The organism is Aureimonas mangrovi, from assembly GCF_014058705.1.
Classification (GTDB): Bacteria; Pseudomonadota; Alphaproteobacteria; order Rhizobiales; family Rhizobiaceae; genus Aureimonas; species Aureimonas mangrovi.
Map to the genome: position 1 here is coordinate 684,858 of NZ_CP059692.1, position 24,807 is coordinate 709,664.

23 protein-coding genes are annotated in these 24,807 nt (G+C 67.5%); 14 read left to right on the forward strand and 9 right to left on the reverse strand.

Translation table 11 applies throughout. The features are described 5' to 3' along the window. Positions 1–7: 7 nt before the first annotated feature. Positions 8–1,336 (forward strand): NAD-dependent dihydropyrimidine dehydrogenase subunit PreA, encoded by a 1,329-nt coding sequence (gene preA, locus H1343_RS03195; protein WP_185984521.1) that lies wholly within the window; start codon positions 8–10, stop codon positions 1,334–1,336. A 2-nt stretch (positions 1,337–1,338) separates the two neighbouring features. On the opposite strand, the gene H1343_RS03200 is transcribed toward preA, so the two are convergent. Further along, a complete protein-coding gene (locus H1343_RS03200; protein ID WP_185984522.1) occupies positions 1,339–1,989 on the reverse strand; it encodes a TetR family transcriptional regulator C-terminal domain-containing protein in 651 nt (216 codons plus the stop codon). Positions 1,990–2,222: 233 nt separating this feature from the next. Between H1343_RS03200 and H1343_RS03205 the strand changes: the two genes are divergently transcribed. From H1343_RS03205 to choX, 7 genes are all read left to right on the forward strand, one after another. Then, on the forward strand, positions 2,223–3,473 hold the full coding sequence (locus H1343_RS03205; RefSeq protein ID WP_185984523.1) for a Zn-dependent hydrolase: 1,251 nt from the start codon (positions 2,223–2,225) through the stop codon (positions 3,471–3,473). 4 nt (positions 3,474–3,477) lie between these two features. Continuing rightward, a complete protein-coding gene (locus tag H1343_RS03210) occupies positions 3,478–4,113 on the forward strand; it encodes a LysE family translocator (RefSeq protein ID WP_185984524.1) in 636 nt (211 codons plus the stop codon). Positions 4,114–4,136: 23 nt separating this feature from the next. Beyond that, positions 4,137–5,588 (forward strand): dihydropyrimidinase, encoded by a 1,452-nt coding sequence (gene hydA, locus H1343_RS03215; protein ID WP_185984525.1) that lies wholly within the window; start codon positions 4,137–4,139, stop codon positions 5,586–5,588. A gap of 274 nt (positions 5,589–5,862) precedes the next feature. After that, positions 5,863–6,564, forward strand: coding sequence for a gluconate 2-dehydrogenase subunit 3 family protein (locus H1343_RS03220; RefSeq protein WP_185984526.1), 702 nt, complete (start codon positions 5,863–5,865; stop codon positions 6,562–6,564). Between the two features lie 3 nt (positions 6,565–6,567). Continuing rightward, the gene (locus H1343_RS03225; protein WP_185984527.1) at positions 6,568–8,337 is read left to right on the forward strand and encodes a GMC family oxidoreductase; all 1,770 of its coding nucleotides are present in this window, start codon (positions 6,568–6,570) and stop codon (positions 8,335–8,337) included. Between the two features lie 12 nt (positions 8,338–8,349). After that, positions 8,350–9,708: a cytochrome c gene (locus H1343_RS03230; protein WP_185984528.1), complete on the forward strand. Its 1,359-nt coding sequence runs from the start codon at positions 8,350–8,352 to the stop codon at positions 9,706–9,708. A 156-nt stretch (positions 9,709–9,864) separates the two neighbouring features. Further along, entirely contained in the window at positions 9,865–10,809 is a 945-nt protein-coding gene (gene choX, locus H1343_RS03235) for a choline ABC transporter substrate-binding protein (protein ID WP_185984529.1), read from the forward strand. Here the strand turns inward: choX and H1343_RS03240 are convergent. Continuing rightward, positions 10,806–11,771 (reverse strand): GlxA family transcriptional regulator, encoded by a 966-nt coding sequence (locus H1343_RS03240; protein ID WP_185984530.1) that lies wholly within the window; start codon positions 11,769–11,771, stop codon positions 10,806–10,808. The genes choX and H1343_RS03240 overlap by 4 nt on opposite strands. Positions 11,772–11,874: 103 nt before the next feature. Between H1343_RS03240 and H1343_RS03245 the strand changes: the two genes are divergently transcribed. The 3 genes from H1343_RS03245 to H1343_RS03255 are packed head-to-tail and all read left to right on the forward strand — an operon-like array spanning position 11,875 to position 15,351. Then, positions 11,875–12,780, forward strand: coding sequence for a beta-keto acid cleavage family enzyme (locus tag H1343_RS03245; RefSeq protein WP_185984531.1), 906 nt, complete (start codon positions 11,875–11,877; stop codon positions 12,778–12,780). 5 nt (positions 12,781–12,785) lie between these two features. Then, complete coding sequence (locus tag H1343_RS03250) at positions 12,786–14,264, forward strand: carnitine 3-dehydrogenase (RefSeq protein ID WP_185985451.1); 1,479 nt, start codon at positions 12,786–12,788, stop codon at positions 14,262–14,264. Between the two features lie 40 nt (positions 14,265–14,304). Next, complete coding sequence (locus tag H1343_RS03255; protein ID WP_185984532.1) at positions 14,305–15,351, forward strand: alpha/beta fold hydrolase; 1,047 nt, start codon at positions 14,305–14,307, stop codon at positions 15,349–15,351. A 44-nt stretch (positions 15,352–15,395) separates the two neighbouring features. On the opposite strand, the gene H1343_RS03260 is transcribed toward H1343_RS03255, so the two are convergent. Further along, positions 15,396–16,007, reverse strand: a complete 612-nt coding sequence (locus tag H1343_RS03260; protein ID WP_185984533.1) for an FMN-dependent NADH-azoreductase — start codon at positions 16,005–16,007, stop codon at positions 15,396–15,398. An 85-nt stretch (positions 16,008–16,092) separates the two neighbouring features. Here H1343_RS03260 and H1343_RS03265 point away from each other — a divergent pair, with 85 nt between their 5' ends. Continuing rightward, positions 16,093–16,488, forward strand: a complete 396-nt coding sequence (locus H1343_RS03265) for a winged helix-turn-helix transcriptional regulator (protein ID WP_185984534.1) — start codon at positions 16,093–16,095, stop codon at positions 16,486–16,488. Here H1343_RS03265 and H1343_RS03270 read toward each other — a convergent pair. The 6 genes from H1343_RS03270 to queC form a co-directional block, all read right to left on the reverse strand. After that, a complete protein-coding gene (locus H1343_RS03270; RefSeq protein WP_185984535.1) occupies positions 16,485–17,465 on the reverse strand; it encodes an ArsA family ATPase in 981 nt (326 codons plus the stop codon). The two genes, H1343_RS03265 and H1343_RS03270, sit on opposite strands and share 4 nt — an antisense overlap. Next, positions 17,456–17,743: a cory-CC-star protein gene (locus tag H1343_RS03275; RefSeq protein ID WP_210270069.1), complete on the reverse strand. Its 288-nt coding sequence runs from the start codon at positions 17,741–17,743 to the stop codon at positions 17,456–17,458. The genes H1343_RS03270 and H1343_RS03275 overlap by 10 nt, the downstream gene beginning before the upstream one ends. A 2-nt stretch (positions 17,744–17,745) precedes the next feature. Continuing rightward, positions 17,746–19,422 (reverse strand): carbon starvation CstA family protein, encoded by a 1,677-nt coding sequence (locus tag H1343_RS03280; protein WP_185984536.1) that lies wholly within the window; start codon positions 19,420–19,422, stop codon positions 17,746–17,748. A gap of 144 nt (positions 19,423–19,566) precedes the next feature. Continuing rightward, positions 19,567–20,373, reverse strand: coding sequence for a 7-carboxy-7-deazaguanine synthase QueE (queE, locus tag H1343_RS03285; RefSeq protein WP_185984537.1), 807 nt, complete (start codon positions 20,371–20,373; stop codon positions 19,567–19,569). Next, positions 20,292–20,648 (reverse strand): 6-carboxytetrahydropterin synthase QueD, encoded by a 357-nt coding sequence (gene queD / locus H1343_RS03290; protein ID WP_185984538.1) that lies wholly within the window; start codon positions 20,646–20,648, stop codon positions 20,292–20,294. Before queD ends, queE begins: the two co-directional genes overlap by 82 nt. Beyond that, positions 20,648–21,346: a 7-cyano-7-deazaguanine synthase QueC gene (gene queC / locus H1343_RS03295; RefSeq protein WP_185984539.1), complete on the reverse strand. Its 699-nt coding sequence runs from the start codon at positions 21,344–21,346 to the stop codon at positions 20,648–20,650. Before queC ends, queD begins: the two co-directional genes overlap by 1 nt. A 128-nt stretch (positions 21,347–21,474) precedes the next feature. On the opposite strand from queC, the gene H1343_RS03300 reads away from it, so the two are divergent. Together H1343_RS03300 and H1343_RS03305 are read left to right on the forward strand one after the other, a co-directional pair. Next, positions 21,475–22,152 (forward strand): response regulator transcription factor, encoded by a 678-nt coding sequence (locus H1343_RS03300; RefSeq protein ID WP_185984540.1) that lies wholly within the window; start codon positions 21,475–21,477, stop codon positions 22,150–22,152. After that, entirely contained in the window at positions 22,142–24,598 is a 2,457-nt protein-coding gene (locus H1343_RS03305) for a sensor histidine kinase (RefSeq protein ID WP_185984541.1), read from the forward strand. The genes H1343_RS03300 and H1343_RS03305 overlap by 11 nt, the downstream gene beginning before the upstream one ends. The last annotated feature ends 209 nt before the right edge of the window (positions 24,599–24,807 follow it).

Genomic DNA, 24,807 nt, shown 5'->3' on the forward strand with positions numbered 1-24,807 from the left:
CGCGATCATGGCCGACCTTGCGACGAACTTCATCGGCATCCGCTCCCCCAACCCGTTCTGGCTCGCCTCGGCGCCTCCGACGGACAAGGAATACAACGTCCAGAGGGCCTTCGAGGCCGGCTGGGGCGGGGTCGTTTGGAAGACGCTCGGGCAGGCGGGACCGCCCGTCGTCAACGTCAACGGGCCACGCTACGGCGCGATCCACGGGCCGGATCGCCGCCTCCTCGGCCTCAACAACATCGAGCTGATCACCGACCGCGATCTTGAGATCAATCTGGAAGAGATCGCGCGGGTCAAGCGCAACTGGCCGGATCGCGCCGTCGTCGTCTCGCTGATGGTGCCCTGCGAGGAGGAGGAATGGCGCTCCATCCTGTCGCGCGCCGCCGAGACCGGCTGCGACGGCGTGGAACTCAATTTCGGCTGTCCGCACGGGATGAGCGAGCGGGGCATGGGCTCGGCCGTCGGGCAGGTGCCCGAATACATCGAGATGGTCGCGCGCTGGTGCAAGCAGCATGCGAGCCTGCCCGTCATCGTCAAGCTGACGCCCAACATCACCGACATCCGCTATCCGGCGCGCGCCGCGAGGGCCGGCGGGGCGGACGCGGTGTCCCTCATCAACACCGTCTCCTCGATCGTGTCGGTCGATCTCGACAGCTTCGCACCAACGCCCACCATCGACGGCAAGGGCTCGCACGGCGGCTATTGCGGGCCGGCAGTGAAGCCCATCGCGCTCAACATGGTGGCCGAGATCGCGCGCGACGGGCAGACGCGCGGCATGCCGATCTCGGGCATCGGCGGCATCACCACATGGCGGGACGCGGCCGAGTTCATAGCGCTCGGCTGCGGCAACGTGCAGGTCTGCACCGCCGCCATGACCTACGGCTTCAAGGTCGTGCGCGAGATGACCTCCGGCCTGTCGCAGTGGATGGACGAGAAGGGCTACGCCTCGATCGAGGACTTTCGCGGCCGCGCGGTGCCCAACGTCACCGACTGGCAGTATCTGAACCTGTCCTACGTCACCAAGGCGCGGATCGACCAGGACAAGTGCATCGAGTGCGGGCGCTGCCACATCGCCTGCGAGGACACCTCGCATCAGGCGATCACGTCCGAGGTCGACGGCAAGCGCCGCTTCGAGGTGATCGACGCCGAATGCGTCGGCTGCAATCTTTGCGTCAACGTCTGCCCGGTGGAAGACTGCATCACGATGGAGCGGATCGAGGGCGTCGACCCGCGCACCGGTCAGGTGATCCCGGACGGCTACAGCAACTGGACGGCCCATGCGAACAACCCGATGCGCCGCGAGGCGATGCAGTTCGCGCCCGAGCCCGCCGAGTGAGCTCAGCGCGGGCGCACACCGCCGAGAACGATCGCGATGACAGCCTCCGCCGCTTCCTCGGCAAAGTCGCGCGCGTCGGCGCGGGGGCCGAGGATCGCGCGCACCTGAACCTCGAAGTCGGCGTAGTGCTGGGTCATCGCCCAGATCATGAAGACGAGATGGACCGGATCGACACGCGCGAGCTTGCCATTCTCCATCCACCGCGACAGGACGGCGGCCTTCTCCTCGACGAGCGTCTTCAGGCGCGTTTTCAGGAAGCCGCCGACGACGGGCGCGCCATGCAGGATCTCGTTGGCGAAGAGGCGCGAGGCCTCCGGCTTCCGTGCCGAAAGCCGCATCTTGGCGCGGATGTAGCGGGTGAGTTCTGCCACCGGATCGCCGGCGGGATCGAGCGCCTCCAGGGGCGCGAGCCAAGCCTCAAGCGTGCGCTCCAGAACGGCGGCGTAGATGTCCTGCTTGCGCCGGAAATAATAGAGAAGGTTCGGCTTCGACATGCTGGCGGCCCGCGCGATCTCGTCCAGCGTCGCGCCCTTGAAGCCATGGGCCGAGAAGACCGGCAGCGCCGCTTCCAGGATCAGCTCGCGGTTGGCCGCCTGGATGCGGGTGGGCGTGCGCGCCGCCGCCTCGTCCTCGTCCCTGCCCAAGAGCGACATTCCGGCCTGCCTTCGAAACTTGCACGGCAGCAGCCCTGCCTCACGATAGGGCAGTTGCGCTTGACCGGTTTCCGGCGACCTTCTAGCCTCCTTTGCGGCCGGGTCGTCAACAAGGCTTCGTCCAAGCTGCGTGACCCGGACGAACGCCATGATCCATCGAGCCTGCCTGCCCGCCTGTCGCTCATACGCGGCACGGGTGATCGCATGCGCCTGAACGACAGGATTTTCGTCCGATGAGCCTTGCCTCCAATCTCCAGACGAATGGCGAGCGGCTCTGGGACGCGCTGATGGCGATGGCCAAGGTCGGCCCCGGCATCGCCGGCGGCAACAATCGGCAGACGCTGACGGACGCGGACGGCGAGGGTCGCCGGCTCCTCCAGAGCTGGGCGGAGGGCGCCGGCATGACGATGTCGCTCGACACGATGGGCAACATGTTCTTCCGCCGGGAGGGTGCCGAGCCGGATCTGCCGCCCGTCTACATGGGCTCCCATCTCGACACCCAGCCGACAGGCGGCAAGTTCGACGGGGTCCTCGGGGTCCTCGGCGCACTGGAAGTAGCGCGCACCCTGAACGATCTCGACATCCGCACGCGCCACCCGATCGTCGTCGTCAACTGGACCAACGAGGAGGGCGCGCGCTTCGCCCCGGCCATGCTCGCCTCGGGCGTCTTCGCGGGGCTGCACGAGGAGGGCTGGGCCAAGGACCGCGTGGACGCCGCCGGCAAGCGCTTCGGAGACGAGTTGAAGCGCATCGGCTGGGAAGGCGAGGAGCCTGTCGGCCAGGATCGCCCGATCCACGCGATGTTCGAGCTGCATATCGAGCAGGGGCCGATCCTGGAGGACGAGGGGATCGACGTCGGCGTCGTCACCCACGGGCAGGGGCTCTACTGGCTGGAAATCACGCTCACCGGCCGCGACACCCACACCGGCTCCACGCCGATGGGCAAGCGCCGCAACGCAGGGCTCGGCATGGCGCGCGTCACCGAGCACGTCCATGTCGTGGCGATGAGCCACCAGCCGCACGCCGTCGGCGCCATCGGCCATGTCGAAGTGTTCCCGAACTCGCGCAACGTGGTGCCGGGGAAAGTTGTCTTCACGGTGGACATCCGCTCGCCCGACCAGGCCGTCCTGGATGACATGCGCCAGCGCATCGAGGCGGGCGTCTCCGAGATCGCCGAAGACCTCGGCCTCGAGGCCGCGATCGAGATCGTCGGCCATTTCGACCCCGTCGCTTTCGACGAGGCCTGCGTCGGCACGGTGCGCTCGGCCGCCGAGAGGCTCGGCTACAGTCACCGCGACATCGTCTCGGGCGCGGGTCACGACGCCTGCTGGATCAACCGCATTGCGCCGACCGCCATGATCTTCTGCCCCTGCGTCGAGGGCCTTTCGCACAACGAGGCGGAGGAGATCACGCGCGAATGGGCAAAGGCCGGGACCGACGTTCTTCTCAACGCCGTCGTCGAGACGGCGGGCGTCGTGGAGTGATGGCATGACCTTCGAAACCGCGGCGAGTTTCGCCGCCATCGCCGCGCTTCTGGTGATGTCGCCGGGCCCGAACGGCGTTCTCGTCGCGCGCACCGTGCCGGGTTCGGGAAAGGTGGCGGGTTTTGCCAACATCGCCGGCTTCGTCACGGCCTTCTACGTGCATTGCACGCTCGCCGTCTTCGGCCTGTCGATCATCCTCGTCCAGTCGGCCAACGCCTTCCTCGCAGTCAAGCTCGCCGGGGCGCTGTATCTGTGCTGGATCGGCGTGAAGGCCCTGCGAGAGGCAATGACCTCCCGACGGCTCGCGGCGCTCGACAAGGCGGCGCCCGCGCGCCCGCGCAATCTGCGCGTCGCCTATGTCGAAGGGCTTTTGACGAACGTCTTCAACCCGAAGGTCGCGCTGTTCTATCTGGCCGCTTTTCCGCAGTTCATCGGCGCCGAGACGAGCCCCATCGCGGCCGGCTACGCGCTGGCGACGCTGCACGCGTCCATCAACATCGCCTGGTTCACGCTGGTCATCGTTCTCGTCGACCGAGCCTCGACCTTCGCACGCGGCGAGCGCTTCACGCGGCTATTGAAAGCCGTCACCGGCATCGCCTTCCTCGGCTTCGGCTGGCGGCTGGCCACCTACAGGCCTTGATTCACATCCGCAGGAGAGACCGCATGACCATCGCCATCAAGGGCGGCACCGTCGTCACCGCCGACCGGACCTATCGCGCGGACGTCCTGATCGACGGCGAGATCATCGCCGCGGTCGGTGACGATCTGTCGGGTGACGAGACGATCGACGCCTCGGGGGCCTATGTCATGCCGGGCGGGATCGACCCGCACACGCATATGGAGATGCCCTTCATGGGCACCCACTCTGCCGAGGATTTCGACACCGGCACGGCGGCCGCGCTCTCCGGCGGCACGACGATGGCGGTCGACTTCTGCCTGCCGGCGCCGGGGCAGGGGCTGATCGAGGCCCTGCAGGAGTGGCACCAGAAGGCCGGCAAGGCGCGCACGGACTATTCCTTCCACATGGCGATCACCTGGTGGGGGCAGCAGGTCTTCGACGAGATGCCGAAGGTGGTGGCCGAGGGGGTCAACTCCTTCAAGCATTTCATGGCCTACAAGGGCGCCTTGATGGTGAACGACGACGAGATGTTCGCCTCGTTCTCGCGTTGCGCCGAGATCGGCGCGCTGCCGCTCGTCCATGCCGAGAACGGAGACGTCGTCGCCACGCTTCAGCAGAAGCTGATGGCCGCCGGCAACGACGGGCCGGAGGCGCACGCCTTCTCCCGCCCGCCCGAGGTGGAAGGCGAGGCGACCAACCGCGCCATCATGATCGCCGATCAGGCCGGCGTGCCGCTCTATGTCGTCCACGTTTCCTGCGAGGAGGCGCACGAGGCCATCCGCCGGGCGCGCCAGAAGGGCATGCGCGTCTTCGGCGAGCCGCTTGTGCAGCATCTGACGCTCGACGAGAGTGAGTACGCGCACCCGGACTGGGACCATGCGGCGCGCCGCGTGATGAGCCCGCCCTTCCGCAACCGCGTGCATCAGGATTCGCTTTGGGCGGGTCTCTCCTCCGGCTCGCTGCAGGTGGTGGCGACGGATCATTGCGCCTTCACAACGGAGCAGAAGCGCGCCGGCCTCGGCGACTTCACCAAGATCCCCAACGGAACCGGCGGGCTGGAGGATCGGCTGCCGGTCCTGTGGACGCGCGGCGTGCGCACCGGCCGCCTGACGATGAACGAGTTCGTCGCGGTTACCTCCACCAACATCGCCAAGATCCTGAACATCTACCCGAGGAAGGGAGCGATCCTGCCGGGGGCCGATGCCGATCTCGTCGTCTTCGACCCGGCCGCGACGAAGACGATCCGCGCCGCGAAGCAGAAGTCGATCATCGACTACAACGTCTTCGAGGGCGTCGAGGTCACAGGCCTTCCCGCCATCACCTTCTCACGCGGGCGCATCGCCTATCGCGACGGGGAGGTGCTGGCGGAGAAGGGCGATGGCCGCTTCGTCGAACGTCCGGCCAACGCGCCCGTGAACACCGCGCTTTCGACCTGGAAGGAACTCGTCGCCCCGCGCAAAGTCGAACGCACGGGCATCCCCGCAAGCGGTGTCTGAGCTGTCTTGGCGGACGCGCAAAAGGTCGCTCTGACCAATTCAATAGACGCGTCGGGCCCGGAAGCGAACACGGCTGTCGAGCCGATGCTGCGCCTTCTCGCCGCGTGACCTGTGGCATCCGGGCAACGCTGTCCGTCAGGGGAGGACGCGCCGGGGTTTTCACGACCGCGGTGCCATTGTCGTGATCGTATGCCTACCTTAGAACCCATCCAGAGTTCAGTTCGGGTGTCCGCGGGTCGTCTTGGTCGGCGGGTGCCCGCTTGGAGGCGTCTTCATGACCGATCTGCCGGGCCGCCCATCGCGGCGTTCCTTCCTCAAGGGCTCGGCGGTCACAGCGACCCTCGCCGGCCTGTCCCTCCCCACCAAGGCGCAGCCCGCGCCCGAGCCGGTGCCGCTCGACCAGGTCGAGCGCGAATATCTGGAACCGGCGGAATGGGCCTTCGTCATGGCCGCCTGCGCGCGGCTGATCCCATCGGAAGGTGAGGGGCCCGGCGCCATCGAATGCCGCGTACCCGTCTTCATCGACCGGCAGCTCGCGGGCGATTTCGGCGCGGCGGCGGACTGGTACATGGCGGGGCCGCACAATGCGGCGGCCGACCCGCTGCTCGGCTGGCAGACGCCACTGACGCCGGCCGAGATCTACCGGCAGGCGATCCCGGTGGTCGACGGCTGGTGCCGGGACAATCACGGGGCGGTCTTCGCCGAACTCGACGCGCAGACGCAGGACAGCGTCCTCACCGCGCTCGAAGGCGGCGATCTGCCGCTCGCGCCCGAAATCCGCGGCTTCTTCACGCTCATCTGGCAGAACACGCGCGAGGGCTATTTCGCGGACCCGATGTACGGCGGGAACCACGGCATGCAGGCCTGGGTCTATATCGGCTTTCCAGGTGCGCGCGGCTCGTATCTCGAGTGGGTCAACAAGCACAACGTGGAGTACCCGCTCGGACCCGTCTCGATCTCCGGCGAGAGGGCCTGAGCGATGGCGAGAACGGCCGAACGCAAGGACGTCGTCATCATCGGGCTCGGCTGGACCGGCTCGATCCTGGGTATGGAACTGGCGAACGAGGGTCTCGAGATCCTCGCGCTGGAGCGGGGCGAGGACCGCAACACGGTGCCGGACTTCAAGTATCCGGAGGTCATCGACGAGCTGAAATACGCGATCCGCATGGGTTTCATGCAGAAGCCACGCAATTCCACGCTGACCATCCGGCGTTCGCTTGAGGAAACCGCGCTGCCCTACCGCCAGCTCGGCTCCTTCCTGCCGGGCAATGGCGTCGGTGGAGCGGGCATCCATTGGAACGGCCTCAACTGGCGCCCGATGGAAAACGAGTTCCGGCTGCGTTCCTATGTCGAGGAGCGTTTTGGGGCGCAGATCATCCCCGAGGACATGACGATCCAGGACTGGGGCGTCACGTATGACGAACTCGAGACCCATATGGATCGGTTCGAGTATGTCGCGGGAATCTCGGGGCAGGCCGGCAACATCAACGGCCGCATCATCGAAGGTGGCAACCCGTTCGAGGCGCCGCGGGCGCGCGACTTTCCGATGCCGCCGCTGCCCAACACCTACGATTCGACGCTGTTCCGCGAGGCGGCGAGCGCGATGGGCTACCACCCGTTCACGCGGCCCGCGGCCAACGCCTCGCAGGCCTATACGAACGAATACGGGATGAGCCTCGGGCCGTGCAACTACTGCGGCTTCTGCGAGCGCTTCGGCTGTCTGAACTATTCCAAGTCCTCGCCGCAGGTGTGCATTCTCGACGCGCTGAAGCGCAAGCCGAACTTCCAGTACCGCACGCACTGCGACGTTCTGCGCATCGAGAAGGCGACGGACGGGCTGACCTCCACGGGCGTGACTTATTTCGACGAGATGGCGAACGAGGAGGTCTTCCAGCCGGCCGATCTCGTGATCGTGGCGGCCTATTCTCTCCACAACGTGCATCTCCTGCTGCTTTCGCAGATCGGCACGCCCTACGACCCGGTAACGGGCACCGGCGTCGTCGGCAAGAACTACTCATATCAGATGAACGGCGGCACGACGCTGTTCTTCCGCGACCGCTTCTTCAACCCCTTCATCGGCACCGGCTCGAACGGCGTGTCGATCGACGATTTCGCCATCAGCCAGATCGATTTCGCGCGAGAGGGCTTCATCGGCGGCAGCTACATCTCGTCGGGCACGGCCAACGGACGTCCGATCGCCGGCTTCGCCATGCCATCCGACACGCCGAAATGGGGCGCGGGCTGGAAGCAGGGCATCGGCGACTGGTACGGCCACTCGATGTCGATCGGCGCGCACGGGTCGAACATGTCCTATCGCGACGTCTATCTCGATCTCGACCCGACCTACACGGACCGATACGGGCGCGCATTGATGCGCATGACGTTCAACTGGAAGCCGAACGACATCCGCATGACGCAGTTCATGAAAAGCCGCATCGAGGAGATCGCCACCTCGATGTCACCGGACCTCATGCAGTCTTCCTACAAATCGGACGGCGCGCAGTACGACGTGCGGCCCTACCAGACGACGCACAATGTGGGCGGGGCGATCATGGGGGCGGACCGCAACACGTCCGTGCTGAACCGCTATCTGCAGAGCTGGGACATGCACAACGTCTTCGTGATGGGCGCGTCGGCCTTCCCCCAGAACACGCAGTACAATCCGACAGGGGCCGTCGGGGGGCTCGCCTACTGGGCCGCCGACGCCATCCGCCGGGACTATCTGCCCAACCCGCGTCCGCTGGTCTGAGGATCACGAGCCATGAAGACCGCTCTTCGCATCCTCGCCGCCCTCGTCGTGATCGGCGTCGTGGCGCTCGCCGCCATCATCCTCGTGCCGCCACAGCTCACCCCACCGCAGGAAGAGCTCGCCGCGGACTGGGCGCCCGAGCCCGGCCAGGGCCAGTACGCCTCGCGAATGGCAGATTGCGCGGCCTGCCATACCGCCGAGGGCGGTGCGCCCTATGCCGGCGGGCGCGAGATCCACAGCCCGATGGGCACGATCTACTCCTCCAACATCACGCCGAGCGAGACGGCGGGCATCGGCGGCTGGACGCTCGAGGATTTCCGGGCCTCGCTCGTCGACGGCATCGGCAAGGGTGGCGTCCACCTGTACCCGGCCATGCCCTACGAGAACTATCGCAAGCTGTCCGAAGAGGACATCCGCGCGATGTACGCCTACTTCATGGAGGAGGTGCAGGCGGTGGACGAGCCGGTCGAGGAAACCGCGCTGTCCTTCCCCTTCGACCAGCGCTGGGGCATCCGGCTGTGGAACTGGGTGGCACTCGATGAGCCGGGCTTCCAGCCCAACATGGCCGATCCCGTCCTGGCGCGCGGCGAGTATCTCGTCGAGGGCCCGGGCCACTGCGCGGCCTGCCACAGCCCCCGCAACCTCATCATGGCGCAGGACGGCACCGAGACGACCGATGCAAGCTATCTCACCGGTGGCGAGATCGACGGGTGGTCCGCTCCGGACCTTCGCGGGCCGGACAGCGCGCCGCAATCCTGGTCGGCGGAAGACCTGCGCCAGTACCTGATGACCGGTCGCAACAGCCGTTCGGCGGTGGCGGGCGAGATGAGCCTCGTGGTCGAGCACTCGCTCCAGTATCTGACAGCCGAGGACGCCGAGGCGATGGTCGCCTATCTGCGCGAGATCGGCACCGAGGGGCCGGCGCCCGCCGAACCGGCGGAGGTCGCCGACGATCAGGCCGGCGGGACCGTGGTTCGGCTCGACGCGGCAACGGAGGGGACCGCGGCGATGCTGACCGAGGCGAGCCCCGACATGGACCTCGGCGCCCGGCTTTATCTCGACAACTGCAACGCCTGCCATTTCACCGACGGGCGCGGCGCGCCGCAGGTGTTCCCGCAGCTCGACGGCAATTCGCTCGTCACCGCGCCGCAGACGGCGGGTCTGATCGACGTCATCCTGCATGGCGCCAAACTGCCGAGCACCGCCGAGCGCCCGCAGGAGCTCGAAATGCCGGGCTTCGGCCATCGCCTTTCGGACGACGAGGTCGCCGCGCTGGCAACCTTCCTGCGCAGCGCATGGTCGAACGAGGCCGGTGCCGTTTCGGCGGCAGACGTCGCGGCGGAACGCGGTGACCCGGCGCCGGCGCAATAGCGCCAACTAGCGGGCACGGGCGGGCGGTGCGGCTTCGCTTTTTGCGAAGTCCGCATCGCCATACGCCAACTTCCCGGCGGGTGCGCGCGTATCCTCGAAGAGCACGGCTGCCCTCGCCTGGGACGGCCTGTCCGCTATCCAACCGAGGAGAAATCGATGGCACACCGCATCCGCCTTGTCGGGCTCGTCGCCGCCCTTTCCGCGTCGACCGTAACCGCCTTCGCCGCCGAACCGGCATCGTGTCAGGCCCCGCGCTTCTCGGATGTCGGCTGGACGGACATCACCGCGACCACTGCCGCGGCCTCGCTCGTGCTGGAGGAACTTGGCTATCAGCCGGACACCTCCGTCCTGTCGGTTGCCGTCACCTTCCAGGCTCTGCAACAGGGCGACATCGACATCTTCCTCGGCAACTGGATGCCCCTCCAGGAGCCGATCCAGACACCGCTGGTCGAGAGCGGTGCAATCGACGTCGTGGCCACCAATCTGGAAGGCGCGCTGATCGGCTTTGCGGTGCCCGCCGCGACTTACGAAGCGGGTCTTCGCACCTATGCCGACATCGCGAATTTCCGTGACGAACTCGGCGGGCAGATCTACGGCATCGAGGCCGGCTCCAGCGCCAACGAGACGATCTCCGGCATGATCGAGAACGACACCTTCGGGCTCGGCGACTTCACGCTGGTGGAATCCAGCGAGCAGGCGATGCTCTCGCAGGTGGAAAGCTCCATCCGCCGCGACGAGCCGATCGTCTTCTTCGGCTGGCGCCCGCATCCGATGAACGTGCGTCTCGACATGCGCTATCTGGAAGAGGGCAACGACGCCTTCGGCCCAGACGACGGTGCCGCGACCGTGCTAACCAACACACGCGCCGGCTATGCCGAGGAGTGCCCCAACGTCGGCAGGCTCCTGGAGAACATGGCCTTCACCGTCGAGGATGAGGACCTTCTGATGAGCTATATCCTCGATGAGGACATGGAGCCGTCGGCGGCCGCCGAGCGCTGGCTGAAGGACAATCCCGAGACGGTGGACGCCTGGCTCGAGGGCGTGACCACCTTTGAGGGCGAGCCGGGCGCCGCCGCCGTGCGCACCGGCCTCGATCTCTAAGGGCTCTGCCGCCGGGCGGCGGTCGGCGCCATGCCGTACTGCCGCCTGAAGGCCCGTGACAGCGAAGCGATCGAGGTGAAGCCGGTGCGCACGGCCGTGTCCGCCATCGACATGCGCGTGTCGACGACGAGCCGGCGCGCCGCCTTCAGCCGCAGCGAGAGATAATAAGCTCCCGGCGAGGCCTGCACGCTCTGGCGGAACAGCGTTTCCAGCGTGCGCGTCGAGACGCCGACGCGCGAGGCGATCGCGCCGACGGGCAGGGGGCGGTCGATGTGCTGCTCCATCAGCCGGATCGCGTGCCCGACGCGCGGCTCGGTCCGCCCGATCCGGCCGACCGAGACGAAAGGCTGCTCGTCCGTCGCGTTCTTCACCTGCTCGTAGATGTAGACGCTCGCGACATCCATCGCCGTCGAATAGCCCTGCCGTGTGCGGATCAGCGCGAGCATCAGATCGAGCGCGGGCATCGCGCCGCCCGTCGTGAAGACCGGCCCGTCGATGACCCAGCGGTCGCGCTGCACCTCGACCTGCGGGAAGCGCGCGGCGAACTCCTCCAGATCCTCCCAGTGCGTCGTCGCGCGCCGCCCGTCGAGAAGGCCGGCGAGCGCCAGCACCCAGGCGCCCGCCTCGATGCCGCCGGTCATCCCGGCGTTCCGCGCGCCGGCGTGGATGGCATGGAGCACGCCCGGCGTGCAGTGGTGAAAGACATTGAAGGCGCTGATGACGATGAGGATGTCGCAGCGCTCCTTCGGCGCGAAGCGTCCCTCGACGGGGATCGGCAGGCCACAAGTCGTCTTCGGATGCGTGCCGTCGAGCGAGACGAGCTTCCAGCGATAGAGTTTGCGCGCCGCCGTGCGGTTCGCCGCGCGCATGGGGTCGAGCGTCGCGGCGAGCGACATCAAAGATGCGTCCGGCAGGAGCAGGATGGTGATGTCCAGCGTGTCGTCCGAGCTCTCGAACAGCATCGGTGTTTTCGCTCTCCGAAAGGTTGGCTTCGCAAAACGACAAATCTCGATCGGCCCTCCCCGTCAAGATGCTCCTCGAAACGCATCCCAGACGGAGCCGACAATGCCGCTTCAGCCGAGCCGAGACGTCTTCATCACCTGCGCCGTCACAGGCGCGGGCGACACCACGAGCCGCTCCGACAAGGTGCCCGTGACGCCGCAGGAGATCGCCGAGGCCTCCATCGCCGCCGCCAGGGCTGGCGCGGCCATTGCGCATATCCATGTGCGTGATCCCGAGACCGGCAAGGGCTCGCGCGACCTTGCGCTCTATCGCGAGACTGTGGACCGCATCCGGGATTCGGGCGTCGACATGGTGCTGAACCTCACCGCCGGCATGGGCGGGGACCTTGTCCTCGGCTCGGCCGAGGCGCCGTTCCCGGTCGACCCGGCCGGCACCGACATGGTGGGCGCGAGCGAGCGCCTCGAGCATGTCCGCGAGCTTCTGCCCGAGATCTGCACCCTCGACTGCGGTACGATGAACTTCGGCGAGGGCGACTATGTGATGACCAACACGCCGGCCATGCTCAAGGAGATGGCGCGGCAGATCCAGGGCTTGGGCGTGCGCCCCGAGATCGAGATCTTCGACACCGGCCATCTGCTTCTGGCCAAATGGCTGAAGGACCAGGGCGTCATCGACGATCCGGTGATGGTGCAGCTCTGCATGGGCATTCCCTGGGGGGCGCCGGACGACATCGGCACCTTGAAGGCCATCGTCGACAATCTGCCGGCGGACTGGACCTTCTCGGCCTTCTCGATCGGCCGCAACCAGCTTCCCTATGCGGCGCTGGCGATGCTGGCCGGCGGCAACATCCGCGTCGGGCTTGAGGACAATCTCTGGCTCGGAAAGGGTGTTCTCGCCACCAACGACGCGCTGGTCGAGCGCGCTGTCCAGATCACGCAAGGCACCGGCGCGCGGATTCTCGGCCCGGCCGAGGTGCGCGAGAAGCTGAAGCTGACGAAGCGGTGGTGAGCGCCATGACCTTTCCAATCAGCAAGGCGGCCTGCGTCGGTGTCGGCGTCATCGGCGCGGGCTGGGTCGCCCGGCTCGTCCTCAGCGGCGTCGATGTCGCGATCTTCGACCCTTCCCCTCAGGCAAAGCGCATCGTCGAGGAGGTGCTGGCGAACGCGGCCCGCGCCTATGAGGGGCTGTATCGCGCCAGGCTCCCCGAGCGCGGCACACTCCGGTTTGCGACCTCCATCGCGGATGCGGTCGAAGATGCGGACTTCGTGCAGGAGAGCGTGCCCGAGCGGCTGGACTTCAAGCGCCAGGTCCTCGCCGAGATCAACGCTTCGGCGAAGCCGGATGCGATCATCGGCTCGTCCACCTCCGGGCTTCTGCCGAGCGACCTGCAGGAGGGGATGAGCCATCCCGAACGCCTCGTCGTCGCGCACCCGTTCAACCCGGTCTACCTCCTGCCGCTGGTCGAGATCGTCGGCGGCAAGGCGACGAGCCCGGAGGCGGTGGACAGGGCCAGGGCGCTCTACGCGGCGCTCGGCATGAAGCCCGTCGTGATCTCCCGCGAGATCGAGGCCTTCGTCGGCGATCGTCTGCTCGAAGCCCTGTGGCGCGAGGCGCTGTGGCTGGTGAAGGACGACGTCGCGAGCGTCGAGGAGATCGACGACGTCATCCGCTACTCCTTCGGCCTTCGCTGGGCGCAGATGGGGCTCTTCCAGACCTACCGCATCGCCGGCGGCGAGGCCGGGATGCGCCATTTCCTCGGCCAGTTCGGCCCGGCGCTGAAATGGCCGTGGACGAAGCTGATGGACGTGCCCGATCTCGACGAAGCGCTTGTCGAAAAGATCGCCACCCAGTCCGACGAGCAGGCGGCCGGCCTGTCCGTGCGAGATCTGGAGCGCATCCGCGACGACAATCTCGTGGCGATGATCCGTGCGCTGTCCGAACAGCAGGGCGGCGAGGGCTGGGGTGCGGGCGCTCTCCGCAACGCGGCCGATGCCGATCTCGCCGCGCGTGCGGGCGGCGCTACGGCCGCACCACTGAGACTCCACTCCGGCACGGTGCCGGCGGAGTGGATCGACTATAACGGCCACATGACCGAGCACCGCTATCTTCAGGTGTTCGGCGAGACGACGGACGCGCTCCTCGCCCATATCGGCGTCGACGAGGCCTATCTTGCGGGCGGCCACAGCTTCTACACAGTCGAGACGCATCTCATGCATCTCGGCGAGATGAGAAAGGGCGCCGCCTTCGAGGCGACGACGCAGATTCTCAGCTGCGACGGCAAGCGCCTGCACGTCTTCCACATCCTGACGAATGCGGACGGGCGTGAGGTGGCGAGCGCCGAGCAGATGCTCCTGCATGTCGACACCAGGGCCGGCCGTGCCGTTCCCGCCGAGGGAACCGTCGCCGCAAGGGTGGCCGAGCTGGCCGAGGCGCATCGCCCGATGGCCTGGCCGGCTGCCGCGCGCCGCCATGTCGGCCAGCGCCGGAGCTGAGCTGCATCATCACCACCGAAGACTGGAGAGGAATCCTTCGATGAGACAAGCCCGTATCGCCATGCCCGCCCTGGCGGCTTCGCTGATCACGTTCGCGGCGACCGGAGCACTCGCCCAAGATGCGCTGGACCCGGCGACGATCGACCTGCAGGAGGAGTTCGATCCCATCGGCTCAGAGGTCCATTCGCTGGAGCGTGACGGGCGCACCTCCTACTACATCGACGAGGGCACGGGAGAGCGTGCCGTCGTCTTCATCGGCGGCATGGGCACCAGCCTCGAGGCCTTCCAGCTCACCGAGTTCGCCCGCACGTCGCGCGAGGCGCTGGGCCTGCGCTTCGTCTCGGTGGAGCGCAACGGCTTCGGCGAATCCGAGTTCGACCCCGAGCTCGGCTATTCCGACTACAACGCCGAAGTGCTGGCCGTCCTGGACGAGCTCGGCATCGAGGATTTCTCGATCCTCGCCATTTCGGGGGGCGGCGCCTATGCCGCGCAACTGGCGGCGGAGGTGCCGGAGCGCGTCACGGGGCTCCATGCCGCCGCTGCCGTCTCCTCGACGCTCGAGAGCCGCTCCGAGCCGGAATGCTCGATGTCGATGGAGGAGCGCAACGAGGACAATCTGCGCTGGACGCGAGCTCCGAAGGACTGGTGGGGCGTTCCGGGCTCGCCCGTCCTCGCCGTGCCGGGCTGGCAGACGCGCGCCTATGCGGACGCAACGCGCTCCTTCTATGTCGGCGGCCACATGGGCGACCCGGCCGCGCTCAGCCACGAGCAGGCGCTGCCCTGCGCCGACGACGCGGTCGTCGACCTGTCCGATGCGCCGTTCCCGACCTTCCTCTACTGGGGCGAGGAGGACAGTTCCGTTCCGGTTCCGGTGATGGAAGAGTGGCAGGCAGCCGTACCGAACGTCGAGAAGGCGACGGTGTATCCTGGGGAGGGCCACACCGTGCAGTACCGGCACTGGGACCAGATCCTCGTCGATCTGGCCGGCCTGTCCGACAACACGGTGATCTGCCGCGACGGCGAGACGGTGCTGGTGCCGAACGAGGAAGCGGGCGACGCGCCGCTCGGCCTCTGCGCCTGGCACTGAGAAGAAAAGGGCGGGCGCTGCAAGAGCGCCCGCTTTATTCGAAATCAGGCGGCCTTGAGGCCGGCGATCGCGGTGAGGGCCTCGTTCGTCGCCCTCTCACGCTGTTCGGGGCCAACTGCGATGCCCTCGGCGACGACGACCTCGGGCTCGGCGATGCCGATGAAGGCGAGGACCGAGCGCATGTAGGTTTCCGCATGTTCGAAAGAAGCGGAGGGCGTGCCTTCGCCGTAGAAGCCGCCGCGGGCGACCGTCAGGATCACGCGCTTGTCGCCGGCCAGCCCCTCGGGGCCGCTCTCGGTGTAGCGGAAGGTCTTGCCGGCTACGAGGATGCGGTCGATCCACGTCTTGAGCTGGCTCGGGATGGTGAAGTTGTAAAGCGCCACGCCGATGACGACGATGTCGGCGGCCAGAAATTCCTCAAGAACCCGTCCGCCGAGTGCCAGATCCTCCTGCATCGCCTGATCGTGCTGCGTCTGCGCGCTCTGGCCGGCGAGGTAGCTGCCGGTGAGATGGCCGATCGGGTCGGCCGCGAGATCGCGATAGGTGACTTCGAGGCCGGGGATCTCGGCGCGCAGGCGTTCGACGGTCGCCTTCGAGAGCGCGCGGCTGACCGAGTTGCCGCCGAGAATGCTGGAATCGATGTGCAGGAGCTTCATTGGGGGAGCCTTTGCGGAAGCGGTATGGATTTGTTACCGAGGCTCATTAGATGACTGCTTACGGCCATCGCAAGGAGGCACATTCATGGAACCCAGTCACACGGATGTGACCCCTGACAGCCTGCATTCGGCGAGCCATTGCCAGCTGGTCAGCGTTGTTCTCGCGCGCATCGGCGACAAATGGTCGGTGCTCGTGGTGATGTTTCTGGCCGACGGGCCGAAGCGCTTCAACGAACTGAAACGTGCCATCGGCAGCGTTTCACAGCGTATGCTGACGCTGACGCTGCGCGGACTGGAGCGCGACGGTCTCGTCTCGCGCACCGTCACCCCGACCATCCCCCCGCGCGTCGACTACGAACTTACCGAGCTTGGCCATTCGCTGCGCGGGCCGGTGCAGGCGCTTGGCGGCTGGGCGTTCGAGAACCACCAGCGCATCTGGGATGCACGCAGCGCCTTCGACGCCCGCAAGGAAGCGTCCTAGGAAAGGTTTCGTGCGGCGAAAACCTCCAGCGCCTCGGCGCCGAGGATTTCGCGTGGGCTCATGGCGATGTCGATACGCCGATGGTGCCCGAGCGCGTCGTGGAGCGTGCGCAGATGCGCCTCTTCTTCCACCACACGCGCGGACCAGAAGTCGCCTTCGCTCGTTGGCGCGCGCTTGTTGACGACGAGCCCGCCGAGCGCAACCTGTAGCGTCTCCAGCTTGCGTGCCAGGTCGATCGTTTCCAGCACCGGCAGCCGTTCGGCGGCCAGCACGACGACGAAGGCACAGGCCTCGCGGTCCATCAGGATCGCACGCAGGGCGGTGAAGCGCTGCTGCCGGCGGAGAAGGACGGCGCGCATCTCGTGGTCGCGATCGGGCTCGCCGCCCATCACCTTGGCGCCGGGGCCATCGGCAGGCGCGGCCCGGAACTGGCCGAGCGCGCTTTCGAAACGCTGTGCGCGCCGGCGGTGGTCGAGCAGCCCCTGCGTCCAGCCAGCCATCAGCTCCGGCAACTCCAGGAGCCTTGTCGTGTGGCCGGTGGGCGCGGTGTCGAAGATGACGACGTCGTGGGTCGAAAGGCCCTCTTCGACGGTGATCGCGATCTTCTCCAGCATCGCCGCCTCGACCATGCCCGGCGCCTCGCGCGCCGCCTCCAGATGCCGACGCACCTCGCCGTGCAGGCGCTCGGGCATCAGCTTGCGCAGCGAGCGCTCGACAGCTTTCAGGTGTTCATCGACGGTGGAGGCCGGGTCGAGTTCGACGCCGTCCACGCCAGCTGCGAGACGAACCGGGCTCGGGCCGACATCGCGCTGCCACAGGTGGCCGAGATTGTGGGCCGGATCGGTGGAGACGACGAGGACCCGCCGGCCTGCCGCGCCAAGACCCGCGGCAGTCGCCGAAGCGAGCGTCGTCTTGCCCACGCCGCCCTTGCCGCCAAAGAACAGGACACGGCGCCGGCCCAGTTCGCTCAGCAGCATCGAAATCCGTCGAGGGGCGAGCGCTCGATCCCCATGCGGCGGTGCCAGTCGTGGAAGTCCTCGTAGAGCGTCGGCAGGAGTTCCAGGGTGTAGAAGGTCGCGGGGTTCGGCACGCCGAGGCTTTCGGAGAAGATGAGCAGCATGAAGAGGTCCTCCTCCTCCTGCTTCGCCTTGGCGAAGGCCCGGCGATACGGCGCGGCGTAGAACTCGCCGAGCCTGTCCGACACGGCGGCGAACAGCGCCGCCGTGCGCCCGGCGAGAGGGGGCTTCTGCGCCAAGTCTATTCGGCGGCCTGTGTGGCGATCGCCTCGCGCTCGCGGCGCATGGCCATGAACGCCTCGAACGCGACGATAAGCGCAGCCGCCAGCACCACGAGGTTCAGCGTCACGAGCAGCCAGTCGCCGTTGCCGATGAAGCTCCCGAGCTGGATGAACAGCGCGATGATCGACATGACAAGCAGGAAGACCAGCGGCACGGCGACGTAGATCACCGGGCGGCGCAGGCGCATCAGCATCACGGTGATGACGCAGAGCGTCAGACCCGCGAGGAGCTGGTTGGTCGTGCCGAAGAGCGGCCAGATCAGCATGCCGCCGGCACCGCCGGTGCCCGCGCCGAAGGCGAGCGCGAGGCAGCAGGCGAGCGCGACGAAGGTGGCGATCGTGCCGTTCTTCAGCGCGCCGATGCCGGTGATCTCGCCGACCTCCTGCACCACGTAGCGCTGCAGGCGGAGGCCGGTGTCCATCGTGGTGCCCGCGAAGAGCGCAGCCATCACCGTCAGGATCGTTGCCGAGATGCCGACGCCGAGGCCGAGGCCGGCGGAGACGATGTTGGCGCCGCCTTCCACGAAGGCGTTCACGCCGCCCGCCGAGAACTGCGAGTAGATGCCCTGCCAGTCCTCCAGCGAGGCGAAGCCCGCCGTGGCGCAGATGATGGCGGCCACCGCCAGCATGCCTTCGCCGACCGCGCCGAAATAGCCCACGAAGCGCTCGTCGGTCTCCTTGTCCACCTGCTTCGAGGAAGTGCCGGACGCCACCAGCCCGTGGAAGCCGGAGACCGCGCCGCAGGCGATGGTGACGAAGAGGAGCGGGATGAAGCTGGGAGTGCCCGCCGGCACGTCGCTGTTGAACATCGGGGCGACGATGTTCGGCCCGGCGATGAAGGTCGCGCCGTAGAGGAGCAGCAGCCCGACGAAGAGCTGAAGGCCGTTGATGTAGTCACGCGGCTGGAGCAGCACCCAGACAGGCAGGATCGAGGCGATGCCGGCATAGATGAAGAGGTATAGGATCCACTGCGTCGTCGGCGCCATGCCGAGGAAGCTCTCCGGCAGGACGATCGGCACGGCCTGGCCGACGAAGACCAGCGCATAGAGAACAATCACGCCGATCACGGAAGGCCAGAGGAGGCCGACCTTGTGGCGGTAGATGAGCTGGCCGATCACCAGCGCGACGCCGATCGCGCCCCAGATCGGGATCACGGCCGTCGGGAAGTTGACGAGCAGGCCTGCGATGACCACCGCGAAGACCGCGTTGACCATCAGGAGGAGGAGGAAGATCACCATCATGAAGATGTTGCGAGCGCGAGGCCCGAGGACGTTGGCCGTCAGCGCGCCGATCGAAAGACCTCGGTTGCGCGCACTGGCCCACAGGGCGCCGAAATCGTGGACGCCTGCGAAGAAGATCGTGCCGAGGACGACCCAGACGAAAGCCGGGCCCCAGCCCCAGATCACCGCGATGGCCGGGCCGACGATGGGCGCGGCGCCCGCGACCGAGGTGAAATGGTGCCCCCACAGGACGAACTTGTCGGTCGGGACGTAGTCGACGCCGTCGCGCATCGTGTGCGCGGGTGTCTTGAAGTTCGGGTCCAGTGCGTAGATCCGCTCGGCAATGAAGCGCGAGTAGAAATAGTAGCCGGCCGCGAAAGCTGCCAGTGCGATGATGATCAGGATCGTCGCGTTCAAGATGAAGTCCTCCCAGACCCGCCGCCTCAGGGCGCCTAAACCGTCCTACGGTCGGAGAAAGCCGTCGTCAACACGCATGCGTTGCGTGCGCCGCAACCTTCCCGCGTTCGCCCGCCGTTTCACCACACGACCGCGTGTTGGTACTCATACGCCGCGGCGGTTGCCCCAGATCAGAACGTGAAGCTGCGGGAGAACGCGCGCGGCGAACCAGCGGTCGGCGACCACCTTGTCGACCAGCCAGCGCATGCGGTCCATCACGCCGTCGATGTCGATCGCGGCGTCGTCAACCTGCGGCGGTGGCGGGGTGTGGTTGCCGGGCTGGAGATAGAGCTGAACGTCGGGGTGGCGCTCGTGCGTCGCGCGCGCGAAGGCATAGTCCGCCTCGTCGAAGACGACGATCTTGAGGATGGTTCGCGGCCTCTCTCCGGCCGCGGCGCGGCATGCCGCAAGCGCATCCCAGTCGATACGCATCCCGGAGGAGGGCGGCTTGGGGCTGAGAACGAGCGTGTCGAGGGCCGAAAACCAGTCCTTCGCGAGCGACCCTTGCGTCTCCAGCGCGAAGCGGTATCCCGCCGCCTTGCCAAGCTCGATCAGGGGCCCGAGCGGTTGGATCGCCGGATTTCCGCCGGAGAGAGAGACGGTCAGCGGCCGGCTCCCGGAGAGCTCGACCACCCGCGCCCAGACGGCCTCGGCACTCATCGGCACCCATTGCACACGGTAAGCCGGATCGACCGCGTGCATCGTATCGCACCAGGCGCAACGATAGTCGCAGCCGCCCGAGCGCACGAAAACCGTCGGCTCGCCGATCAGGACGCCTTCGCCCTGGATCGTCGGCCCGAAGATTTCGCTGACCCGGATAACGCCCGCACTCAAGGCCGGTACTCGGCCCAGGTCTTCGGCGTTTCCGAAACACGCACGGCCTGTGTTTCCGGCAGGCGCTCGCGGCACCATTCGTAGAAGTGCCGCGCCAACGTCTCCGCCGTCGTCGCGTCGTGGCCGAGAACATCGTTGAGATGGCGATGGTCGAAGGTGTCGTCGATGTAGCTCTTCAGGACCGAAAGGTCGCGATAGTCGCGCACGAAGCCGTGGGCGTTCAGTTCGGCGGCCGCCAACTCGACCACCACGATGTAATTGTGTCCGTGCAGCCGTGCGCAGGGGTGGTCGTCCGGCAGCGACGGCAGCCGGTGCGAGGCCGAGAAGTGGAACTCCTTGGTGATGCGAAACATCAGGCGCCGCGCCCCGCCACCGCCTGCCGCCAGAACCCGGCGTCCTCGTAGCGCGTCGGGTCGGGCACGCCGGCAAGATCGAACGCCTCCTGGCGTTCCACGCAGGTGCCGCATCGCCCGCAATGCGTCTCGCCGCCCTTGTAGCAGGACCACGTCGCCTCGAAGGGCGTGCCGGCGCCTGCGCCCGCCGTCACGATGTCCGCCTTCGTCCGCTCCACGAAGGGCGCGAGGAGCTTCACGTCGGCATAGCCGTCGAGCGCCTGCGCCTGCATGGCGCGAAAGGCGTCGATGAAGCCCGGCCGGCAGTCCGGGTAGATGAAGTGATCGCCCCCATGCACGGCGAGCGCGACGGCGTCGAGCTTCTGCGCGGCGGCGAGTCCGAAGGCGATGGTGAGCATGATGGCATTGCGGTTCGGGACGACGGTGATCTTCATCGTCTCCTCGGCGTAATGCCCCTCGGGGACCTCGCCACCGTCCGTCAGCGCCGAGCCGGAGAGCCCCGCGCCGATCGCGGTGATGTCGAGAACATGGTGCGGCACGCCGAGCCGCTTCGCGCAGGCGGCCGCGAAGTCGATCTCCCTGCGGTGCCGCTGGCCATAGTCGAAGGTGACGAGCCCCGCGAGATTTCCCTCCCGCGCAACGACATGGGCGAGCGAAACGGAATCGAGGCCGCCCGAACAGACGACGAGGGTGCGCATGGCTATGTCCTTGTTTTGACCGGGTAGGCTGCGACCGGAGATTTCTCTGGCCCCGCCCTAACCCAAGCTGCGCGGTAGCGCAAACGACGTGCTTCGCCCGGCGTGCGGGATGTGGCAGAACGGGTTCCATGCGCATGCTTCTGGTGGAGGACAACGAGGATCTGGGCGATGCCGTGAACCGGCATCTGCGCAATGCCGGCCATTCCGTCGAATGGGTGCGGACAGGCGAACTCGCGCTCGAAAGCGCGGCGATGGAGCGCTTCGACGCCATCATCCTCGATCTGACGCTGCCCGGCCGGGACGGGCTGTCCGTCATCTCGCAGCTTCGGCGCGAGAAGTCGGCGATCCCAATCCTCGTCGTGACCGCGCGCTCGGAGATCGACGACAGGGTGAGCCTCCTCGACCAGGGCGCGGACGACTATCTCGTCAAGCCGTTCGATCTTCGCGAGATGGAGGCGCGGCTGCGCGCGCTTCTGCGCCGGCGCTCGGGCGAGACGACGAGCGTGGTGAAGGCCGGCGCGCTGACGCTGGACGTCGCCGGTCATTCGGTGCGCGTGCGCGGCGAGCCGGTCGATCTCGGCCGGCGCGAGTTCCGGCTGCTGGAGATATTCCTCGCCCGCCGCGAAACGGTCGTGCCGAAGGAGCGGTTGATGGGCCAGCTCTTCTCCTATGACGAGGCGGTCTCCACCAACGCGCTGGAGCTCTACGTCTCGCGCCTGCGCCGCAAGCTAGAGGGTTCTGGCGTCGAGATCGTCACGGTGCGGGGCATCGGCTACGTCGCGCGGGTGCACGGCGATGCGGCCTGACGGCGTCTCGATCCGCCGCAGGGTCCTGACGCTGGCCACCGCGCTCCTGCTTATGGCCGCGCTCGTCCTCGTCATCTTCATCCGCGACTATGCCGAACGCTCCTCCGACCGCGCCTTCGACAGGCTGCTGGCGGCCTCCGCCCTCACCATCGCCGGTGCCGTCCAGGTGCAGGGCGGCGACGTGACGGTGGAACTGCCGCTCGCCTCCTTCGACATGTTCACCGGCGGAGATCGCATCTTCTACGTCGTCGAGGCGCCGGACGGCGGCCTGGTGACGGGCTACGACGATCTTTCGGGAACGCTCGCGCCGGCGGACGACGACGACCCCGTCTTCGCCGATATCGATTATCGCGGCGAGGCGTTGCGCGTGGCGACCGTCGGCCGCCTCGTGGCCGCCGACGAGGGTGCGGGATGGGTGACGATCCGCGTGGCCGAGACGCAGAACGAGCGCTATGCGCTGTCGGCCGAGATCATGGAGAACGCGCTGGTGCCGGTCGCGCTTCTCACGGTCCTGTCTCTCGTCATCGTCTGGTTCGGCGTCGGACGCGCCTTCCGTCCGCTGAATGCGCTGGAGCGTCATCTGCGCGCCCGCGAGCCGGACAATCTCGCGCCCGTCGATATCGCAGTGCCGATCGAGGTCCGCCAGCTCGTCGCCGCGCTGAACGGCTTCATGGCCCGGCTCCTGTCCTCGCGCGCGCGGCTCGAAGCGCTGGTGGCCGAGGCTGCGCACGAGGTCCGCACCCCGCTCGCCTCGCTCCGCGCGCAGGCGGAAGTGGCGCGCGGGGAGCGCGACCCGGATGCGCTGCGTCGTCAGGTGGAACGCATCCACCAAGGGGCGGTGCAGGCCAGCCAGCTCGTCAGCCAGCTCCTGATGGACGCGACCATCTCCCACCGCCTTGAAACGCGGGAGCGTGCCGAGACGCGGCTGGGCGCGCTGATGCGGGAGGTCACGGGCCGGCTCGACCCCGATTTCGGCGACCGCGTGGACACCTGTATCACCGAAGAGGCGGCCGGTCTGGTGCTGGCGGGCGATCGCGTGGGCCTGCGGGAGATGCTGCGCAACCTCGTCGACAACGCCCTCCTTTATTCGCAGGGGCCCGTTCTGATCGAGGTCAAGAAAGACGGCGAAGGGCGCGTCGCCATCGCTGTGATGGATCGCGGGCCGGGCATCGCCGACGACGAGAAGCCGCTCGTCGTGCAGCGCTTCAAGCGCGGGGCGAGCGGCGCGGGCAAGAGCGGCTCCGGCCTCGGCCTGTCGATCGTCGCGCGCGTCGCGGAAGGGCAGGGCGGGCGGCTGGATCTGGAAGACCGGCCGGGCGGCGGCCTCGTTGCCCGCGTCGTCCTGCCCGTCGGCGGTGCCGTGAAAGCTCCACGCCCGCTCATCGGGCTGACGCTGGCGCTCCTCTGTCTCGCCTCCCTCGCGTTCGGGATGCCGGCACAGGCGGCATCGACCTTCTACCCGGCCCGCGGCGGCGCGGAGAGCGAACGCCTGAACATCGCCGGCACCACGGACACACCGCTCTTCACGCTGCTCGTCGAGGCGTTTCAGGAAAGCCGGCCGGGGCTTGCGGTGGATTATTTCGAGATCGAGACGCTGCCGCTTTACGAGAACTTTCTCGCCGGCACCCTGCCGCTGATGCCCGATATCCTGATGAGTTCGGCGTCGGACCTGCAGGTGAAGCTCGCCAATGACGGCCATGCCATCACGCATCATCCGCCGGAACAGGAGGCCCTCCCCGAATGGGCGCAGTGGCGCTCGGAGGTGTTCGGCTTCTCCTTCGAGCCGGCCGTCTTCGTCTACAACCGCGACGAAATCTCCGAGGATGAGGTGCCGCGCACGCATCTCGCCTTCGCCGAACTGCTAGAAGCGAACCCGGCGCGCTTCATCGGGCGTGTGGCGACCTATGACATCGAAACGAGCGGCGTCGGCTACCTCCTCGCCGCGCAGGACCAGACGATCTCCTCCTCCTTCTGGCGTCTCGCCAGCGCCTTCGGCCGGGCGCGTGTGCGCCTGTCGGGATCGAGTCCGGACATCCTGTCCCGCATCGAGAGCGGCAACTTGATCCTGGCCTACAACGTCCTCGGCTCCTACGCGCTCGCCCGTCAGGCGGCGGGGGCCGACATCGGCATCGTGGTGCCGGACGACTACGTCCTCGTCCTGACACGCTCCATGCTGATCCCGAAGGGCGCGGGTCGTCCCGACCTCGCAGGCGCCTTCCTCGACTTCACGGTCTCCCCGCAGGGGCAGGCGATCCTCGCGGGCCAGGCGGCGCTCGGCGCGGTGGTGCCTGGCTCGGTCGGCACGTTCACCGCCGAGGCGATCACGGCGCGCGGGCGCGGTGCGGTGCAGCCGATCGCGCTCGAGCCTTCGCTCCTCGTCGCGCTCGATCGCCTCCGACGCGCCCGCTTCCTCGACACCTGGCGCGGCATCGTTCAGCCGCGCTGAGCTCGTCCATGCGAAGATGACAGGTTTTCGACAGGTCGGGCGGGATAGGAATCGAGCATCGGCCGATCCGTGGGAGAGATGGAGCGGACGCCGAGCGGGAGAGAGAGCGGGGGCTGGGCCCTCGCGCCGTCGTGCGGCCTTTCCTCGGCCCTGTTGCATCTTCTCTCCCGAGCGCGGTCGCGATCGAACGCCACACATGAAGCGGACAC

What these genes read in the sequence shown, in the direction of transcription:
- preA (WP_185984521.1), top strand. Translation starts at nt 8, where the DNA reads ATGGCCGACCTTGCGACGAACTTCATCGGCATCCGCTCCCCCAACCCG.
- H1343_RS03200 (WP_185984522.1), bottom strand. Translation starts at nt 1,989, where the DNA reads ATGTCGCTCTTGGGCAGGGACGAGGACGAGGCGGCGGCGCGCACGCCC.
- H1343_RS03205 (WP_185984523.1), top strand. Translation starts at nt 2,223, where the DNA reads ATGAGCCTTGCCTCCAATCTCCAGACGAATGGCGAGCGGCTCTGGGAC.
- H1343_RS03210 (WP_185984524.1), top strand. Translation starts at nt 3,478, where the DNA reads ATGACCTTCGAAACCGCGGCGAGTTTCGCCGCCATCGCCGCGCTTCTG.
- hydA (WP_185984525.1), top strand. Translation starts at nt 4,137, where the DNA reads ATGACCATCGCCATCAAGGGCGGCACCGTCGTCACCGCCGACCGGACC.
- H1343_RS03220 (WP_185984526.1), top strand. Translation starts at nt 5,863, where the DNA reads ATGACCGATCTGCCGGGCCGCCCATCGCGGCGTTCCTTCCTCAAGGGC.
- H1343_RS03225 (WP_185984527.1), top strand. Translation starts at nt 6,568, where the DNA reads ATGGCGAGAACGGCCGAACGCAAGGACGTCGTCATCATCGGGCTCGGC.
- H1343_RS03230 (WP_185984528.1), top strand. Translation starts at nt 8,350, where the DNA reads ATGAAGACCGCTCTTCGCATCCTCGCCGCCCTCGTCGTGATCGGCGTC.
- choX (WP_185984529.1), top strand. Translation starts at nt 9,865, where the DNA reads ATGGCACACCGCATCCGCCTTGTCGGGCTCGTCGCCGCCCTTTCCGCG.
- H1343_RS03240 (WP_185984530.1), bottom strand. Translation starts at nt 11,771, where the DNA reads ATGCTGTTCGAGAGCTCGGACGACACGCTGGACATCACCATCCTGCTC.
- H1343_RS03245 (WP_185984531.1), top strand. Translation starts at nt 11,875, where the DNA reads ATGCCGCTTCAGCCGAGCCGAGACGTCTTCATCACCTGCGCCGTCACA.
- H1343_RS03250 (WP_185985451.1), top strand. Translation starts at nt 12,786, where the DNA reads ATGACCTTTCCAATCAGCAAGGCGGCCTGCGTCGGTGTCGGCGTCATC.
- H1343_RS03255 (WP_185984532.1), top strand. Translation starts at nt 14,305, where the DNA reads ATGAGACAAGCCCGTATCGCCATGCCCGCCCTGGCGGCTTCGCTGATC.
- H1343_RS03260 (WP_185984533.1), bottom strand. Translation starts at nt 16,007, where the DNA reads ATGAAGCTCCTGCACATCGATTCCAGCATTCTCGGCGGCAACTCGGTC.
- H1343_RS03265 (WP_185984534.1), top strand. Translation starts at nt 16,093, where the DNA reads ATGGAACCCAGTCACACGGATGTGACCCCTGACAGCCTGCATTCGGCG.
- H1343_RS03270 (WP_185984535.1), bottom strand. Translation starts at nt 17,465, where the DNA reads ATGCTGCTGAGCGAACTGGGCCGGCGCCGTGTCCTGTTCTTTGGCGGC.
- queE (WP_185984537.1), bottom strand. Translation starts at nt 20,373, where the DNA reads ATGGTGCCGCGAGCGCCTGCCGGAAACACAGGCCGTGCGTGTTTCGGA.
- queD (WP_185984538.1), bottom strand. Translation starts at nt 20,648, where the DNA reads ATGTTTCGCATCACCAAGGAGTTCCACTTCTCGGCCTCGCACCGGCTG.
- queC (WP_185984539.1), bottom strand. Translation starts at nt 21,346, where the DNA reads ATGCGCACCCTCGTCGTCTGTTCGGGCGGCCTCGATTCCGTTTCGCTC.
- H1343_RS03300 (WP_185984540.1), top strand. Translation starts at nt 21,475, where the DNA reads ATGCGCATGCTTCTGGTGGAGGACAACGAGGATCTGGGCGATGCCGTG.
- H1343_RS03305 (WP_185984541.1), top strand. Translation starts at nt 22,142, where the DNA reads ATGCGGCCTGACGGCGTCTCGATCCGCCGCAGGGTCCTGACGCTGGCC.